At 60.9% G+C, this 17548-nt stretch carries 9 protein-coding genes and 1 rRNA gene; 6 read left to right on the forward strand and 4 right to left on the reverse strand.

Going from position 1 to position 17548, the window contains the following annotated elements:
• Positions 1-4567, reverse strand: a 4567-nt coding sequence (locus tag CAG00_RS27040) for a retention module-containing protein (protein ID WP_139832845.1), incomplete at its 3' end; no start/stop codon positions are given.
• A 993-nt stretch (positions 4568-5560) separates the two neighbouring features.
• Between CAG00_RS27040 and CAG00_RS27045 the strand changes: the two genes are divergently transcribed.
• The gene (locus CAG00_RS27045; RefSeq protein ID WP_085665773.1) at positions 5561-7717 is read left to right on the forward strand and encodes a type I secretion system permease/ATPase; all 2157 of its coding nucleotides are present in this window, start codon (positions 5561-5563) and stop codon (positions 7715-7717) included.
• Complete coding sequence (locus CAG00_RS27050) at positions 7707-9083, forward strand: HlyD family type I secretion periplasmic adaptor subunit (RefSeq protein ID WP_038407794.1); 1377 nt, start codon at positions 7707-7709, stop codon at positions 9081-9083. Before CAG00_RS27045 ends, CAG00_RS27050 begins: the two co-directional genes overlap by 11 nt.
• Before the next feature lie 160 nt (positions 9084-9243).
• Here the strand turns inward: CAG00_RS27050 and lapD are convergent, their stop codons facing one another.
• Together lapD and lapG are read right to left on the reverse strand one after the other, a co-directional pair.
• Positions 9244-11190: a cyclic di-GMP receptor LapD gene (gene lapD / locus CAG00_RS27055; RefSeq protein ID WP_085665774.1), complete on the reverse strand. Its 1947-nt coding sequence runs from the start codon at positions 11188-11190 to the stop codon at positions 9244-9246.
• Between the two features lie 10 nt (positions 11191-11200).
• A complete protein-coding gene (lapG, locus tag CAG00_RS27060) occupies positions 11201-11962 on the reverse strand; it encodes a cysteine protease LapG (RefSeq protein WP_170929341.1) in 762 nt (253 codons plus the stop codon).
• Positions 11963-12166: 204 nt separating this feature from the next.
• Between lapG and CAG00_RS27065 the strand changes: the two genes are divergently transcribed.
• From CAG00_RS27065 to CAG00_RS27080, 4 genes are all read left to right on the forward strand, one after another.
• Entirely contained in the window at positions 12167-12856 is a 690-nt protein-coding gene (locus CAG00_RS27065) for a GntR family transcriptional regulator (RefSeq protein WP_025337254.1), read from the forward strand.
• Positions 12857-12966: 110 nt separating this feature from the next.
• On the forward strand, positions 12967-13470 hold the full coding sequence (locus tag CAG00_RS27070; RefSeq protein WP_085665775.1) for a sigma-70 family RNA polymerase sigma factor: 504 nt from the start codon (positions 12967-12969) through the stop codon (positions 13468-13470).
• Positions 13471-13474: 4 nt separating this feature from the next.
• Positions 13475-14431, forward strand: a complete 957-nt coding sequence (locus CAG00_RS27075; RefSeq protein ID WP_085665777.1) for a FecR domain-containing protein — start codon at positions 13475-13477, stop codon at positions 14429-14431.
• A gap of 296 nt (positions 14432-14727) precedes the next feature.
• Complete coding sequence (locus CAG00_RS27080) at positions 14728-17142, forward strand: TonB-dependent siderophore receptor (RefSeq protein ID WP_139832847.1); 2415 nt, start codon at positions 14728-14730, stop codon at positions 17140-17142.
• A gap of 132 nt (positions 17143-17274) precedes the next feature.
• On the opposite strand, the gene rrf is transcribed toward CAG00_RS27080, so the two are convergent.
• Positions 17275-17390, reverse strand: a 5S ribosomal RNA gene (gene rrf, locus CAG00_RS27085).
• Between the last annotated feature and the right edge of the window lie 158 nt (positions 17391-17548).

Here is a 17548-nt window from a genome sequence, read left to right on the forward strand (position 1 = left end):
TGCTGACGTCCAGCTTCTCGAAGTCACCACCGGTGGTGCCGGTGACGGTCACGCTCAGGTCTTCGGCATCGACGTAGACGTCGTCGCTTGGGGCATCGATGGTGATCGACGCTTCTTTCGAGCCAGCGGCGATGGTGATGGTTTCACCGTTGCTCAGCTTGATCACCAGGTCAGTACCGGCCTTGTTGGTCAAGGTGGCGGTGTAGGTGATCTTGCCGCCTTCGGCCACTGTCGGCGTAGCAGACAGGGTCAGGAAGGTGGTGTCCTCAGAGTCTGGTCCGTCTGTGACGGTGGTGCTGATCTCTGTCTTGTCCAGGGTCAGCTTTTCAAACTTCCACGCATCTGCACCGCTGACCGAGTCGATCGCATTGACGACAGGCTGAGCGCCTACATAGATGTCATTCGGCGCGGTCACGGTGATCGAGCCGGTGGTGCTGTTGGCCGGCACTACAACAACTGTCTTGCCGTCGCTGAGGGTGAAATACAGCGTCGAGTGGCTATTGATCGGCAGGCCGTCTTTGCTGGTCAGCGTGACGGTGTAGGTAATCTCGCCACCTTCGGTGACGGACTCGGTGGCCGTCAGCTTGGCCACCACTTCGTTGATGGTGTCGGTTACTTTCACCGACGCATCGCCGCCCAATTGCAGGTTTTCGAAGCTGCTGCCTGCGGTATCGGCCGCCGACTTGAGGCCCACGCTGATTTCGCCAGCATCCTGATAAACGTCTTCACCCTGCTCGGCGTGGGTGTACTGCACGCTGGTTTCGCCCGCCTTGATAGTGACCTGGGCATTGTTGCTCAGGGTCACGACCAGATCGTGCGCCAGAACGGTGTTGATCTTCACGGTGAAGGTCGGGTTCTGGTTCTCGAAGACCGACTCCTGATTGGCCTCGATGGTGACCTTGACGATATCGCCGCCAGGGCCTGGGGTTCCGGGCTCGTCAGTCACCGTTGTGCTGACTTCGGTCTTGTCCAAGGTCAGTTTTTCGAACTTCCACGCGTCTGCACCGCTGACCGAGTCGATCGCGTTGACCACTGGCGCATTGGCGCCCACGTATACGTTGTCCGGCGCGGTCACGGTGATCGAACCGGTGGTGCTGTTGGCCGGTACCACAACAACGGTCTTGCCATCACTGAGGGTGAAGTACAGCGTCGAGTGGCTGTTGAGCGGCAAGCCGTCTTTGCTGGTCAGCGTGACGGTGTAGGTGATCTCGCCACCTTCGGTGACGGACTCGGTGGCCGTCAGCTTGGCCACCACTTCGCTGATGGTATCGGTCACCTCGACCGAAGCGGGACCGCCCAGCTGCAGGTTCTCGAAGACTCGCCCGTCGACATCTGCCGCCGACTCGACGCCCAGACTGATCTGGCCGGCGTCGTTATAGACATCATCGCCCTGCGCGTCGTGAGTATACGGCGCGCTGATATCGCCAGCCTTGATGGTGACCTGGGCATTGTTGCTCAGGGTCACGACCAGGTCGTGTTCCAATGGGGCATTGATGCGTACGGTGAAGGTCGGCTTGAGGTTCTCAGCCACCGAGGGCTGGTCGGCGGTGATGGTGACCTGTACCAGATCGCCCTGGTTACCAGTACCCGGAATGCCGGAGCCTGGCTCGTCGGTTACGGAGGTGGTGACGGTATCACCGCTGAGCGTCAGCTTCTCGAAGCTGTCCGCACCCGATACGGATTCCAGCTTGTTCGCGATAGCCGCCTGACCACCGACATAAACGTCATCGGCGACCGTGATGGTCGCGGTACCCGACGCGTTGTTGGCCGGGATGGTGACTTTCGTCCCATCACTCAGAGTGAAGGTCAACGCGCCGTGCTGAGTAACAGGCAGACCCTGCGTGTTGGTCAGGGTGACGGTGTAGGTCACCTGGCCACCCTCGGCTACGGAGGCCTTGTCGACGGTCAGAGTAGCGACGACTTCACTGATGGTGTCCGAGATTTCAACGGTCGCCGGCCCACCAAGGTCCAGCTTCTCGAAAGTGGCACCCGATACGGTAGCGTCTGTGACGCTGAGGGTGACAGAGCCAGCGTCTTTGATTACGTCATCACCCTGGGCCGAGGTCTTGTACTCGACTTCGGTCTTGCCAGCTTCGATAGTCACGGTGTCGCCGTTGGACAAAGTGACAGTCAGAGGACGGTCCAGTGCCTGGCTTACTTTCACGGTGAAGGAAGGCTGCTGGTCTTCGGTCACATTGCCATTGCTGACGATGCTTACGGTGACAGTATCGATACTGTCACTGATCACAGTCGAAGCTGGTGTCGGGTTCGGGGTCAGCTGCTCGAAGTTGCCGCCTGTGGCGCTTTCGATGGTTACGCTGACGGTCGAGCCGTTGTTGTAAACGTCGTTGGCCGGGGTCTGGAAGTCAACGCTGCCCTGGGTCTTGCCGGCTTCGACGGTAATTGTCTGGCCATTGGACAGGGTTACGGTCACCGGGGTTTGAGCCGGGTTGCTCAGGGTCACGGTGTAGGTGATGACGCCACCTTCGGTCACCGACGGGCTCGCCGTCAGGGTCGCGGTGGTGGTGTCGATCGAGTCGTTGATGGTGGTCTGAGCTGGAGTCGGATTCGGCACCAACTGCTCGAAGTTACCGCCGGTCGCACCGGTAATCGTGGTGCTGACGGTCGAGCCGTTGTTGTAGACGTCGTTGGCCGGGGTCTGGAAGTCAACACTGCCCTGGGTTTTACCGGCTTCGACGGTAATGGTCTGGCCATTGGACAGGGTCACGGTCACCGGGGTTTGAGCCGGATTGCTCAGGGTCACGGTGTAGGTGATGACGCCACCTTCGGTCACCGACGGGCTCGCCGTCAGGGTCGCGGTGGTGGTGTCGATCGAGTCGTTGATGGTGGTCTGAGCTGGAGTCGGATTCGGCACCAACTGCTCGAAGTTGCCACCGGTCGCACCGGTAATCGTGGCGCTGACAGTTGAACCGTTGTTGTAGACGTCGTTAGCCGGAGTCTGGAAATCGACGCTGCCCTGGGTCTTGCCGGCTTCGACGGTGATGGTCTGGCCATTGGACAGGGTCACGGTCACTGGCGACTGGGCCGGGTTGCTCAGGGTCACGGTGTAGGTGATGACGCCGCCTTCGGTTACCGACGGGTTCGCCGTCAGGGTCGCGGTGGTGGTGTCGATCGAGTCGTTGATGGTGGTCTGAGCTGGGGTCGGATTCGGCACCAACTGCTCGAAGTTGCCACCCGTGGCACCCTCGATGGTGACGCTGACGGTCGAGCCGTTGTTGTAGACGTCGTTGGCCGGGGTCTGGAAGTTAACACTGCCCTGGGTCTTGCCAGCTTCGACGGTAATGGTCTGGCCATTGGACAGGGTTACGGTCACCGGGGTTTGAGCCGGATTGCTCAGGGTCACGGTGTAGGTGATGACGCCACCTTCGGTCACCGACGGGCTCGCCGTCAGGGTCGCGGTGGTGTTGTCGACCGAGTCGTTGATCGTGGTCTGAGCCGGAGTCGGATTCGGCGTCAGCTGCTCGAAGTTGCCGCCCGTGGCGCCCTCGATGGTGACGCTGACGGTAGAGCCGTTGTTGTAGACGTCGTTGGCCGGGGTCTGGAAGTCAACGCTGCCCTGGGTCTTGCCAGCTTCGATGGTAATGGTCTGGCCGTTGGACAGGGTTACTGTCACCGGGGTCTGCGCCGGGTTGCTCAGGGTCACGGTGTAGGTGATGACGCCGCCTTCAGTCACGCTTGGCGAAGCGGTCAGAGTCGCGGTGGTAGTGTCGATGGTATCGGTAACCTGGGTAACCGCAGGTGTTTGCGGCACGGTCACCGTCAGCCCACCGCCCCCGGTGGTGCCCGTTACGGTCGCCGAAATCTGGTCCCCGTCGATATACGGGGTATCGTTTGCCGGAACCACGACGTTGACGCTGCCCGAGGTCTGCCCGGCCGGAATGACGATTACGGCCCCATTGGAAAGGGTAACCACCAGGTTGGTGCTCGGTGCCTGGCCAACCGTAGCGGTATAAACGATTACACCACCCGCTTCGCTGATGGACGGGGTAGCGCCAAGAACCAGGTCGGTAGCAACGCTGGTATCCGTCGTCGGCGTAGTTACCTGGTTGTTGCTGGTGGTATCCAGCACGCCAACCTCTTCGCCATCGAGCACGGCAGCAAAGCCCAGCCCGTCAGTCGGGAAGCCGACGGTAGGGTCGACCCGGCCCGCGGTTTCTTCGAGCATGACAAAGCTGTGGCCACCGCCCAGTGCACCACCACCGCCCGCCGATGATGGGCCAGCCGCAGTCGCTTCAAGTTCGGTAGTCGGGTCGACACCGGCAGCGATCGCCTGTTGCAGCTCCTCCACCGACGGCGCGGCCTGTGCGGTCGCCTGGCTCAGGTCGGTGCTGCTGTCTGGCGCATCGGCGCTCCACTGGCTATCACGACCCAGGTCGAGCAGACGGCCATCGGCCAGCTCCAAAGTAACTGCACCACCCGGGCCGGTGAGCACTTCTTCACCGGCCAGCAGGCGGTCCCCTTCGATCAGAACACGCCGAATGCCCTCTGGGGATACCGCAATAACCTGGCCGACAATACTTTTGACGATGGCTACAACGCTGCTCATTGGACTCTCCGTGTGACCCGATGGGTACTTCCCTGCCAGAGCGGCACTTGCAGACCACTTCAGGCGGAACTATGTCGATGATCTCTAGACGTTTATTGGCGTCAATATTCCGTCTATAACTTTTTGGAATTAACCAAATGCCAAACTATTGACCTTATACATTGCCATCCTAAACAATCAGCAATGTAATGTCACATTGATATTCGAATCTTAACCATGCGTTTCTTCAGGATAAGTGTCGTACATCATCCCAAGCGTCTTCAGTGAGTACTTTCAGCAGCTTTCCTCGTGCCTAGGTAACCGCAAAGAATACGACTGGACAACCGCTCATCGGCAGCTGTCAAAGATTCAAGCGTCAATAACCAAGTCACTTTCCCTCGCTCGGGTCATTGCCTGGTTACAAGCACAAACCTTGCCTGAAGGCAGCCAGACTTTGATCGGGAGGCCAGGCAAAAGCGCGGCCATACGATAGCTCACGGAGCCAGCAGCCCGCACCGCTGCACAATCAGGTGCCCGATTTGCCGTAGATCAAAGAGATAGCGAACCACTGCGCAAATACTGCCAGCCCGAAAATGAGAAAACGTAGTCGATTGTCGAGCCAAAGCCTGTCAACGACCTGCTTTCCAATAATAAATTTTGCCTAATTAGTTACCGAATGACGTCAACAAATAAGCGCCTGTTTATTGACAAGCTACAAGTCGATACCGACAACTCCTCTGCCGCCAGACGGATGGCAGGCTATGCTGCAAATTAATTCGGGCTGGATGCTGACTGGATCAAAAATGAAACATCCACCACTCAGCATCGTCTGCCAGGAATGAAGACCGTAGAATTGTTTACTCAATACCGATTCAAGGCGACCATTGGCCGGTTGCCCAAGCGCCAGAGTGCCGTAGCCTCATGACCACTGCCTGGCAGCGCCATTGAACGCCAGGGTGAGCCAGCCTGAACGGCGGCACACCCACCCCACCCACCACAAGGATGAAGAGCCGCGTGGAATCCGAAGTCAGTCGAGTCCAACTCAGCCACGATCCACGCAGTCAGCATGACGATCCCCTGCTGGATAGTCTGTTGAGCCTGTGTGTACTGCACCAGAAACCCGCCAGCCGGGTCATGCTGACCACCGGCCTGCCGCTGCCGGCCCAGCGCCTGAGCCCCGAGCTTCTGCCCCGCGCAGCCGCCCGGGCCGGCCTGCAGGGGCGCCTGCTGCAGCGTAAGCTGGAGCAGATCCCGAGCATCGCCATGCCGGCCATGTTGCTGCTCAAGGAAGGCCGCAGCGCCGTGCTGCTGGGCTGGGAAAACGAAGACACCGCGCGCCTGCTGCTCAGCGAGAGCGATGGCGGCGAGGTACATGTCAGCCGCGAAGCCCTGCAGAGCGATTACAGTGGCCGGGTATTCTTTGCCCAGCCGCAGCACAAGTTCGACGTCAACCACGGCAACCTCATCCCGCGGGCGAAGTCGTGGTTCCGCGATACCTTGCTGCGCAGCAAGTGGCTATATATCGACGCCATCGCCGCCAGCCTGGTGATCAACCTGATCGCCCTGGCCGCGCCACTGTTCGTGATGAACGTATATGACCGGGTGGTGCCCAACCAGGCCACCTCGACCCTCTGGGTGTTGGCCATCGGCATCGCCGGTGCCTACATCTTCGACCTGATCCTCAAGGGCCTGCGCGGCTTGTGCCTGGACCTGGCCGGCAAGAAGACCGACCTGATCATTTCGGCAACGCTGTTCGAACGTATCGTCGGCATGTCGATGAAGTACCGCCCGGCCAGGGTCGGCAGCTTTGCCCAGAACATTCACGAATTCCAGGGCCTGCGTGACTTCCTCGCCTCGCTGACCCTGACCAGCCTGATCGACCTGCCGTTCACCATTCTGATCCTGATCGTCATCGCCATCATTGGCGGGCACCTGGTGTGGATCCCGATCATCGCCTTCCCGCTGGCCCTGGGCATCGGTTACGCCCTGCAACGGCCACTGATGGCGACCATGGAACGGACCATGGCCCTGGCCTCGGAGCGCCAGTCCAGCCTGATCGAGACCCTTGCCGGCCTGGATGCGGTAAAGGTCAACAACGCCGAAAGCGAACGCCAGTACATGTGGGAGCAAACCCTGGGTACCCTCAGCCGCCTGGAACTGCGGGTGAAGGTGCTGTCGAGCCTGGCGATGAACATCACCCTGCTGATCCAGCAACTGGCAGGCGTGGCGATGATCTGCGTCGGCGTGTACCTGATCATCGACGGCAACCTGAGCATGGGCGGCCTCGTGGCCTGCTACATGCTCAGCGGCCGTGCCCTCGGCCCGCTGGGCCAGCTCAACGGCCTGCTCGCCCGCTACCAGCAAGCCAAGGTGACCATGGTCTCCACCGACCACATGATGGAACTGCCGCAAGAACGCAACTTCGAAGAACGCCCGCTGAGCCGCAAGGTGCTGCAGGGCAGCGTCGAGTTCCGGGGGGTCGATTTCACCTACCCGAACCAACAGAATCAGGCCTTGAAGAACATCAACCTCACCATCCGCCCTGGCGAGAAGGTGGGCATTATCGGCCGCAGTGGCTCGGGCAAGAGCTCGCTGGCCAAGCTCATCGTCGGGCTGTACGAGGCCGATAGCGGCTCGCTGCTGGTCGATGGCGTGGACATTCGCCAGATCGACGTCAGCGAACTGCGCCACAACATCGGCTACGTGCCCCAGGACATCCAGCTGCTGGCCGGTACCCTGCGCGATAACCTGGTCAGCGGGGCTCGCTACATCGAGGATGAGTTGATTCTGCAAGCTGCCGAACTGGCGGGTGTGCATGAGTTCGCCCGGTTGCACCCGGACGGCTACGAGTTGCAGGTGGGTGAACGCGGGCAGAACCTGTCCGGTGGCCAGCGGCAGAACGTCGCCCTGGGCCGCGCGCTGTTGCTCAACCCGCAGATCCTGCTGCTGGACGAACCGACCAGCGCCATGGACAACACCGGCGAAGAACGCCTCAAGCAGCGCCTGCAGGCGGTGGTGGAAGGCAAGACGATGCTGCTGGTCACACACCGTGCCTCGCTGTTGTCGCTGGTGGACCGGCTGATCGTGATCGATCGCGGGCAGATTGTCGCCGACGGCCCGAAAGCCGCGGTCATGGATGCGCTGAAGAAGGGGCAGATCAGTGTTGCATAAGCTGGATGTGGGGCAATTCAAGGACGGCCTGCGGCGCTATTTCAAGGGTTCCGATTCACTGGGCGGCCAGCCGCTGCCAGAGGTCAACAAGGCCCTGATCGAGGATGCGCCGCGGGTCGTGCGGCTGACCATCTGGGGCGTGATCCTGTTCTTCGTGTTCCTGATCGTGTGGGCCAGCGTCGCGCCCATCGACGAAGTTACGCGGGGTGAAGGCAAGGCCATTCCGTCGTCCAAGGTGCAGAAGATCCAGAACCTGGAGGGCGGCATCGTCGCCGAGATCTTCGCCAAGGAAGGGCAGATCGTCGAAGTGGGCCAGCCATTGCTGCGCCTGGATGAAACCCGCTTCGCCTCCAACGTGGGTGAAACCGAGGCCGACCGCCTGGCCATGGCCTTGCGCGTCGAGCGCCTGAGTGCCGAGGTCGAGGACAGCCCGCTGAAGATCGACGAAGCGCTGCGCAAGGCCGCGCCAAGCCAGGCGGCCAGTGAAGAGTCGTTGTACCAGAGCCGGCGCCAGCAACTGCAGGACGAGATTGGTGGCCTGCAACAGCAGCTGGTACAGCGCCAGCAGGAACTGCGCGAATACAGTTCGAAACGTGCCCAGTACGCCAACAGCCTGCAATTGTTGCGCAAGGAGATCAGCATGTCCGAGCCCCTGGTGGCCACCGGTGCGATCTCCCAGGTTGAGGTGCTGCGCCTGCGCCGCGCCGAAGTGGAGAACCGCGGTCAGCTGGACTCCACGGCGCTGGCCATCCCGCGTGCCGAGGCGGCCATTCGCGAGGTGCAAAGCAAGATCGAAGAGACCCGTGGCAAATTCCGCAGCGAAGCGCTGACCCAATTGAACGAAGCGCGCACCGAGCTGAACAAGGCCACGGCGACCAGCAAGGCGCTGGATGATCGCGTGCACCGCACCATGGTTACTTCGCCGGTACGCGGTATCGTCAAGCAACTGCTGGTGAATACCATTGGCGGGGTAATCCAGCCGGGCAGCGACATCATAGAAATCGTGCCGCTGGACGACTCACTGGTCATCGAGGCGAAGATCCTGCCCAAGGACATCGCTTTCCTGCACCCTGGGCAGGAGGCGACGGTCAAGTTCACGGCCTATGACTACACCATCTACGGTGGGCTGAAGGCCAAGCTGGAGCAGATCGGTGCCGACACCATCACCGATGAAGACAAGAAGACCACCTACTACCTGATCAAGCTGCGTACCGACCGCAGCCACCTGGGCACTGACGAGAAGCCGCTGCTGATCATTCCGGGGATGGTGGCGACGGTCGATATCATGACCGGCAAGAAGACCATCATGAGCTACCTGCTCAAGCCGATCATGAAGGCGCGTTCGGAAGCGTTGCGCGAGCGTTAAAAAGCACACTTATCGCCGCGACCCACACTGTGGGAGCGGCCTTGTGTCGCGAAAGGGCTGCACAGCAGCCCCAGCGATTTATGCATCTTTGCTGAAATCCTGGGGCCGCTGTGCGGCCCTTTCGCGACACAAGGCCGCTCCTACAAGGGACCGCATACCCTCAGCGCCAGGGGGCAGGCTCACCAACCAACTGCCCCTGAATCCCGCCTACACCCATCTCCCGCAACACCAACCGCTCACCTTCCGTCTCGACCCGCTCGGCGATCAGCGGCAGGTCGATGCTGTGTGCGGCGCGCTGGACCGCTTCTATGAACAGCCGCTTGTGCTGCTCTTGATCAATGTTGCGGATGTAGCTGCCATCGATCTTCAGGTACGCCAGGCCCAGGTGCGCCAGGTTGCCGATCATGCTGAAACGCCCACCAAAGCGTTGCAGCGCCAGGCCGAAGCCAAGCGCGTGCAGGCGCCGGGTGAGTTGCTCCAGGGCCGCCTGCTCAGGTAACTGCTCCTCGCCAATTTCGAAAACCAGCCGCGGGCCGAGCGCCGTGTTCTGGCCCAGAAGCTCGAAAACACGCTGAAGGGCCTTGGGGTCGGCCAGGGTGGCGGCGGACAGGTTCAGTGCCAACACCTGGTCATGCCCTCGAAGGTGCGCCAGCACTTTCTCCAACACCAGCACATCAAGCCGCGGCATCCAGCCGAAGCGCTCCAGCCAGGGCAGGAAGCGGCCGGCCGGCAGCGCCTCGCCCTGGCCATCCTGCAACCGCGAAATCACTTTGTGGTGCAGTACCCGTTGCGCAGAAGCGCAATCCACCACTGGCTGGAAGAACAGTTCGAAATGCCCATTGTCGAACGCCTGGTCCAGCCGCTCGTGCCAGACATGCTGGCTATCCGCGGCAACTGCAGCCACGCCTTGTTCAAGGCATACCCAACCCGGTGTTGGCTGGTTCTCGGCGCGGGCCAGGGCCTCGTCGGCAAGCTTCAGCAATGCCTGCGGTGAATCACCGGGGCTGAACGGCGCCAGGCCGATACAAGCCACCGGGTCGATATCACTGGCGCCCGTCTCGTGCAGGCTGTGCAGCGTCGCTTCCAGGGCCTGGGCAAGCTGTACCGCCTCTTCATGCACCATACCCGGCGCCAGCACGGCGAACTCGCCCCCCCGGCTGCGGGAAATCAGGTCGTTGGTTTCCGGGTAGCTGGCACAGGTGCGACGCAACTGCTCACCCACGGCCTGTAGCAACTGGTCGGTACGCTGGCCGCCAAGACGGGCGTTCAACCCCGCCAGCCCCTGGACCCGCAGCAACAGCAGGTAGCCGGCGCGCGCTTCTTCCAGATTGCTCACCCGCGTGTTCAGCTGCATCTCGAAATAACGGCGGTTGGACAGCCCGGTCAGGCTGTCCTGATAAGACTCGGCACGCAGCCGCTCACTGCGCTCGGCTTGCTCGGTAAACAGTGCCTTGAGCTTCTCGACCATCTGGTTCATCGCCTGTACTACCCGGCGCAGCTCCGGCGTGCGCGGCAACTCGGGCAGGCTGAGGAATTCGCGGCGGGCAATGGCGTGGGACTGCTCGACCATGTAGTCCAGCGGCCGCAACTGGCGACGCAGGAGCAAGGCGCCGAGTACCGCACTGGCCGCGCCACACAGCAGCAGCCAACCCAGGCTGCCCAGGGCGCTCTGCCAGAGTTTGGCAATGGCGAACATCGGGTGGCTGATTACTTCAACGCGTGCGGCCTGCTGCCAGCCGCGGCTGACGATGGCATCGCCACCGGCGGCTTCCAGGCCGATCAGATGCACGAACCAACGCGGCACACCGCCGGGGTCCGGCTCAGCGTGGCGCTCCACCAGCACAGCATTGGAACTCAAGTCGACAACCTTGATGCTTGAGTAGTAACCACTGTCGAAGATCGAGCTGACCATCAGCTCGACCATCGCCGGGTCATCAATATTCGGCGTCAGCGACAGCGCCAGCGCGGTCGCCGCATCCTGGGCGTGCGAGCGCAACTGGTTGACGTATTGGCTGCGCGAACTTTCCAGGCTGACCATGAAACTGCCACTGAAGGCGACCACCAGGAACAGGCAAATGGCCAACAGCAATTGTTTGAACAGTGACATCTGTGCTCCTTCAGTAGACCGGCTCGGCCGGGAACCCTTCGGCCTGCATTTTCTTCAGCAAATCCTGCCAGCGTGACAACCGCTTGGTATCGCCGACCTTCTTGTTGCCTGCGGCGCCCGTCAGCCACAAACCCTCTCCATTGAAGGCGTACACCGGCAGCAGGTCGGTACGCTGGCTGGCCGGCTTGATGGCATCCATCAGGCTGTCGAGCACCAATGGTTGTGCCTGTGGGCTTGAATAATAGGTCAGGACCATGTGCGCCCGGTTCTGTCGCAGCGCCTTGACGTAGGTGATGCGCAGCTTTTCGCTGGGGATGCCCATGCGCCGCAGACTGAAATACTTGGCGATGGCGTAGTCCTCGCAGTCCCCTGCGCCCTTGATCAGCGCCTGCACCGGCGTGGCCCAATAATCGACCTCATGCCACAGGTCGATATCCTCGACATAGCGCAATTGCTGGTTGAAGAAGCGGTTGACCACCTGCAATCGCTCAAGCTCCGTACCCTGCTTCTGCGTGGCCATCAGGTTCTGCCAGGCATCGATCCGGCCCTGCCCGGCACCCAAAGGGCCATAAAGAGCCTGCGACTTGCGGCTGATCTGGGAAAAGTCCCAATCCGCGTGCAAGCCGCCCAGCAGCAGGCTGCCAAGCAGCACAGCAAGGCCGACACGTTGCACAACGGTTTTGAGCATCCAGGATATCGCCACTGCGAAGCCCTGTTCAGGCCAGTCGAAAGCAGCGATGGTGCGGCTTGCCACGGCAAAAGACAATGGCACCCTGCAATCATGCACCCGCCGGTCACCCGACCTACACTTTCTGGTTATAACCTTCCATAGGCCGCTTCCTTTGACCGGCGACTTCATCCACCATAGCCGCGCTTTTGGGGCGCCGGTTCCATTACCGGTAAAGGTTTGACACCCCCAAGAGCTGTTACTAGTGTCATTGGATCCAACTTTAGTCATCGTTGAGGCAGACGTCGCGTGGCCGAGAAAATCAAATTGAGCAATGTGCTGGCCAGCGAGCAGCTGTTGCCGCACCAGGCCCGTGGCGTGATCGAAGAACGCCTGCGCAGTGCCATTCTTGATGGCCGCTTGCCCCCAGGTACTGCCGTAAGACAACAAGAGCTCGCCACCTTGTTCGGTGTCAGCCGCATGCCCGTGCGCGAGGCCCTGCGCCAGCTCGAAGCGCAATCGCTGCTGAAAGTGGAAATGCACAAGGGTGCGGTGGTTGCGCCCTTGATCGGCGAGGACGCGGTGGACACCTATGCCCTGCGCGTGCTGCTCGAGACCGAGGCGCTGCGCCAGTCCATTCCGCTGCTCGATGCCAGCGACATCGCCAGCGCCCGCGGGTATATCCAGCAACTGGAAAACGAAACGCGTCACGCTGAAATCGGCCGCCTCAATCGCCTGTTCCACATGTCGTTGTACAACAAGGCGCCGAACAAGAAGCTTCTGCGCCTGATCGAGGACGAACTGAATGAGGAAGAGCGCTTCCTGCGGTTTCATCTTTCGTCCATGGGCCTGGGCAAGCTCACCCAGGACGATCACAACGCACTGGCGGATGCGGCTGGCGACAAGCTGGTGGACGAAGCGGTAGCGGTGCTGGAACGGCACCTGAATAACGCATCGCGGGTAATCCGCAAGTATCTGGATACGCAACTGGGGCGCTAGCGGGTAGTGACTGCGCGCATGGTGCAGTCGGCTGGGTTGCAAATTGATCGGCTCCCGCCAACAATGAGACTAATTATCATTCATGTCCATTGATGGCAGCGCCCTCACCCATGCCCAGCAACGATTCCGTGCAAACGCTCTACAGTGACCACCACGGCTGGTTGCATGCCTGGCTACGCAGCAAGCTGGGCAACGCCGCCGATGCCGCAGACCTGGCCCAGGACACCTTCGTGCGCCTGTTGCAGCGTCGCGAAAACCTGCAACTGAACACGCCACGAGCCTTCCTGCGGACGGTCGCGCGCGGGCTGGTGATCGACCACTGGCGGCGCGAGGAACTGCACAGGGCCTATCTCGAGGCATTGGCACAGTTGCCGGAAGCACAGGCCCCCTCGGCCGAAACGCGTGAGCTGCTGCTGGAGTTGCTGGAGCGCATCGCGCGCATGCTCGACGGCCTCAAGCCCAAAGTACGCCGCGCATTCTTGCTGGCCCAATGCGAAGGGCTGAAGCACCAGGCCATCGCCGACCAGATGGGGATCTCGGTGCGTACCGTGGAGCGCTACATCGCCGACGCGCTCTACCATTGCTACCTGCTGCGCTACAGCGACGAGTGCTGACATGATGACCGCCGCACAGCCTGGCGCAACAGCGGTCAAGCAGGCCATCCAGTGGATGCTGAGGCTGCGTGAGAGCGGGCCTGACCCAGCCCTGCAGCAACAGTGCAGGCAATGGCGCACTGCCCACCACGAACACGAACAGGCCTGGCAACGGGTGATTCACCTGCATCAGGACCTCGACCTGCGTGCCGTGCCTGGCGCCGGGCTGGCTTTGCAGACCCTGGAGACCAGCCAGCGCCGCCTGCACCGTCGGCAGGCGCTGAAGCTGCTTGGTGGCGTTGCCATGGCGGGGACGGCGGCATGGCTGGGAAAAGACCTCGATGCGGTCAACACCTGGACATCGGACTACGCCACCGGCACGGGCGAACGACGCAGCTTTGCGCTTCCCGATGGCTCGCTGATGCAACTCAATACCCGCAGTGCCGTCGACCTGGCCTTCAATGACCAGCAGCGCCTGGTCCGCCTGAAGCAGGGGGAACTGATGATTGCCTGCAGCCGGCAGCGTCCCTTGCTTGTACAAACTCGTGACGCGTTGCTGGAAGGGTTCGAAGGGCGCTTTGTGGCGCGCCAGGACAGCGACTGCACGCAGGTCAGTGTCAGCCATGGCAGGGTGGCGATACACCGGCCTGGCATTGGCCCGCTGCAATGGATCGAAAGCGGCCAGAACTGGCGCCTGGATGCGCAGGGTACACACCGGCTCGAGCAGGTGGACATGGATGCGATGGCCTGGACCGAGGGCCTGATCGTCACCCGGGACATGCGCCTGTTCGACTTCCTCTCGCAGGTCAGCCGTTATCGGCATGGCTATCTGAGCTGCAGCGACGATATTGCCGATTTGCGCTTGTCGGGTGTATTCCGCCTCGAAGACCCGGAGCAACTGCTGCAACTGCTACCACGGACGCTGCCCGTGCGGCTTCGCCAACGTACACGCTGGTGGGTTCGCGTGGAGGGGCTGGCCTGATCTGACGGGGGCTATTGCGTTCAGGGCTGCTATGCAGCCCATCGCCGGCAAGCCAGCTCCCACAGGGATCGCACAAGGCCTGAGGGCTATGCAATACCTGTGGGAGCTGGCTTGCTGGCGATGGGGCGCGTAGCGGCCCAATAACTTTTTTGACGGGTTTTGAATGCCGGTCCGGCTAGGACAGTAAGCGACACCTCCTGCCCTCACACTTCAACGGACCCCTCATGCCTACCGCCCCCGTGCACACGCGCACCTTCAACGCGAATGATTTTCGACCTGTCTTGCACTCAGTGCCTTTGCGCAAAGCAGTCCGGGCTGCCCTGTTTGGCACCGCCTTGGGCCTTACAGCCGTCACGCAACTTTCCATGGCAGCTGAAACGGCCCAGATGAGTCACCACTATGCGATCCCGGCCGGCCAGTTGGATGACGTGCTCAACCAGTTCGCCCGCCAGGCTGGCATCACCTTGTCGAGCACACCCCAGCTCACCCAAGGCTTGCAGTCGAACGGCCTGCAGGGGCAATACCCAACCGATCAGGCACTGCACCAGTTGCTCAATGGCAGCGGCCTGGAAGCCGTCAGCCAGGACGGCCGGAGCTACGTGCTGCAGGCACAACCCCAAAGTGCTGCATTGTCATTGCCAGACACCGATATCCGCAGCTTCACCCTCGGCAATGCACTGGGCAGCACGGAGGGTTACAACGCTACCCATAGCCAAGTGGCGACCAAGACCAGCATGCCGCTGGTAGAGACATCACAATCGGTCTCGGTGGTTACCCGACAGCAGATGGACGACCAAGGCTCACAAACCGTTGCCCAAGCCATGCGCTACACACCTGGGGTACTGACCAACCCCTACGGGGCGACCCATCGTTATGACTATGTGGCCATGCGTGGCTTCAACGACGGCTCGGTGGACAACATCTACGTCGACGGGCTCAAGTCGATGGGAGACAACGGCACCTACAGCACAATGCAGGTGGACCCGTACTTCCTGGAGCGCATCGATATTCTCAAGGGACCGTCTTCGGTACTGTATGGCCGTAGCTCGCCAGGAGGCCTGGTGGCGCTGACCACCAAGAAGCCGCTGTTTACCCCCTACCATCAAGTCCAGGCCACCATCGGTACCCAAGGCCAGCGTGGCATGGGTTTCGACTTCAGCGGCCCCGTGGATGACGACAAGCGTATCGCTTATCGCCTGACAGGCCTGGCGGATACTTCCGACACGCAGTTCGACCACAACAAGGAAGAACGCTACGCCATCGCGCCGGCCGTCAGCATCGACTTCAGCGAAGACACTTCGCTGACCCTGCAGGCCTACCTGCAACACGACCCCAACGGCGGCTATCACGGCGGTAACCCCGCAGATGGAATGCTGCACAAACGCAACGGCTTGCGCCTGTCGGACCACTTCTTCGAGGGCGAGCCGGGTATCGACAACTACGAGCGTACCCAACAGTCCTTCAGCTACCAGTTCGAGCATCGCTTCAACGATGTATTCACGGCACGCCAGAACTTCCGTTATCAGGATTCCGACGTGTTGATGGACCAGGTGTATTCCGCCGGTTGGGCGGATGCCGACAGCAATATCCTCAACCGCGCCTATACCGGCGGCGACGAACGCCTGCATTCGTACATCATCGACAACATGCTGCAGGCGGAATTCTTCACCGGGGCCGCCAAACACACCTTGCTGCTGGGCGCCGACTACCAGCGACGCAAGGCTGATGTGGCCTGGCGTTATGGCACAGTCGATCCGTTGGATGCAGGCAACCCGCAGTACGGCAACGGCAACCTTCAGGTGCTGGGCGAGAACCGCTACCAGCGGCGTTTGCAGCAAACGGGCGTTTACCTGCAGGACCTGGTGGAGCTGAACCAATGGCGCTTCTCGTTGGGGCTGCGCCAGGACTGGGTGAAGGTGTCCGAGGAGAATCGCGACAGCAACACCAAGGTCAGTGACCAGCGCTCCAGGTTCACTACCCGCGCAGGTGTGCTCTACCTGTTCGAGAACGGTATTGCGCCCTATGTCAGCTACTCGGAGTCGTTCAACCCCAATACCGTATCCGACCAGCAAGGCCGCCCTCTGGCACCGACCGAGGGCACTCAATGGGAGGCTGGTATCAAGTATCAGCCGCCGGGTAGCGACAACCTGTTCACCGCATCGGTGTTCCGCATCGAGCAGGAGAACCTGGCCTCGAAGCAGCCTGACGAGGATTTCTATCGCCCTGTAGGGCAAGTGCGCTCACAAGGGCTGGAACTGGAGGCCCATGTGCAACTGACCGACAGCTTGAAGCTGCTGGGCGGCTATACCTTTACCGATATCGAGTACGCAAAGTCGATGCCCAGCCTGGTGTCTGGCAACCTGGATAACAAGGGCAATTCGCCAACCCAGGCACCGAAACAGATGTTCTCGCTTTGGGCTGACTACAACTTCCACCAGGGGGCCCTGGATGGCCTGCGCTTGGGCGGTGGGGTGCGGTATGTGGGGTACAGCTGGGTGGATGCGGAAAACAGCATGAAGGTGCCCTCCTATACCCTGTTCGACGCTTCGATCGGCTATGACTTGGGCAAGGTCGGCCTCCAAGGGATGGATGTACGCCTGAACGCCAATAACCTCACCAATGAAAGCTACATCACCTCGTGTGCAAGCCTGAACTACTGCTACATGGGTGAAGAGCGTAATGTCAGTGCCACGGTCAGCTATCAGTTCTGACTCTATGGTGGTCGCTGCGCGTCCGATCGCGACACAAGGCCGCTCCTAACGGGAAGCGCGCTCGCCTGAAAGTGCGCCCCCGGAAAAGACAAAGCCCCTGTCTGCATCGCAGACAGGGGCTTTGGATTTGAATCTTGACGATGACCTACTCTCACATGGGGAAACCCCACACTACCATCGGCGATGCATCGTTTCACTGCTGAGTTCGGGATGGGATCAGGTGGTTCCAATGCTCTATGGTCGTCAAGAAATTCTGTGTGCTGGCCCGTCCCTCGGACGTACCTGCGAATCTCTGTAGTTCCTACTTAAAGACAAAACCCCTACCTGCATACGCAGATAGGGGTTTTGCGAAATGAATCTTGACGATGACCTACTCTCACATGGGGAAACCCCACACTACCATCGG

Source organism: Pseudomonas sp. B5(2017) (assembly GCF_002112825.1).
Classification (GTDB): Bacteria; Pseudomonadota; Gammaproteobacteria; order Pseudomonadales; family Pseudomonadaceae; genus Aquipseudomonas; species Aquipseudomonas putida_Z.

Coding starts and splice junctions, on each gene's coding strand:
- CAG00_RS27075 (WP_085665777.1), top strand. CDS start 13,475: ATGACCGCCGCACAGCCTGGCGCAACAGCGGTCAAGCAGGCCATCCAG.
- CAG00_RS27070 (WP_085665775.1), top strand. CDS start 12,967: ATGCCCAGCAACGATTCCGTGCAAACGCTCTACAGTGACCACCACGGC.
- lapD (WP_085665774.1), bottom strand. CDS start 11,190: ATGTCACTGTTCAAACAATTGCTGTTGGCCATTTGCCTGTTCCTGGTG.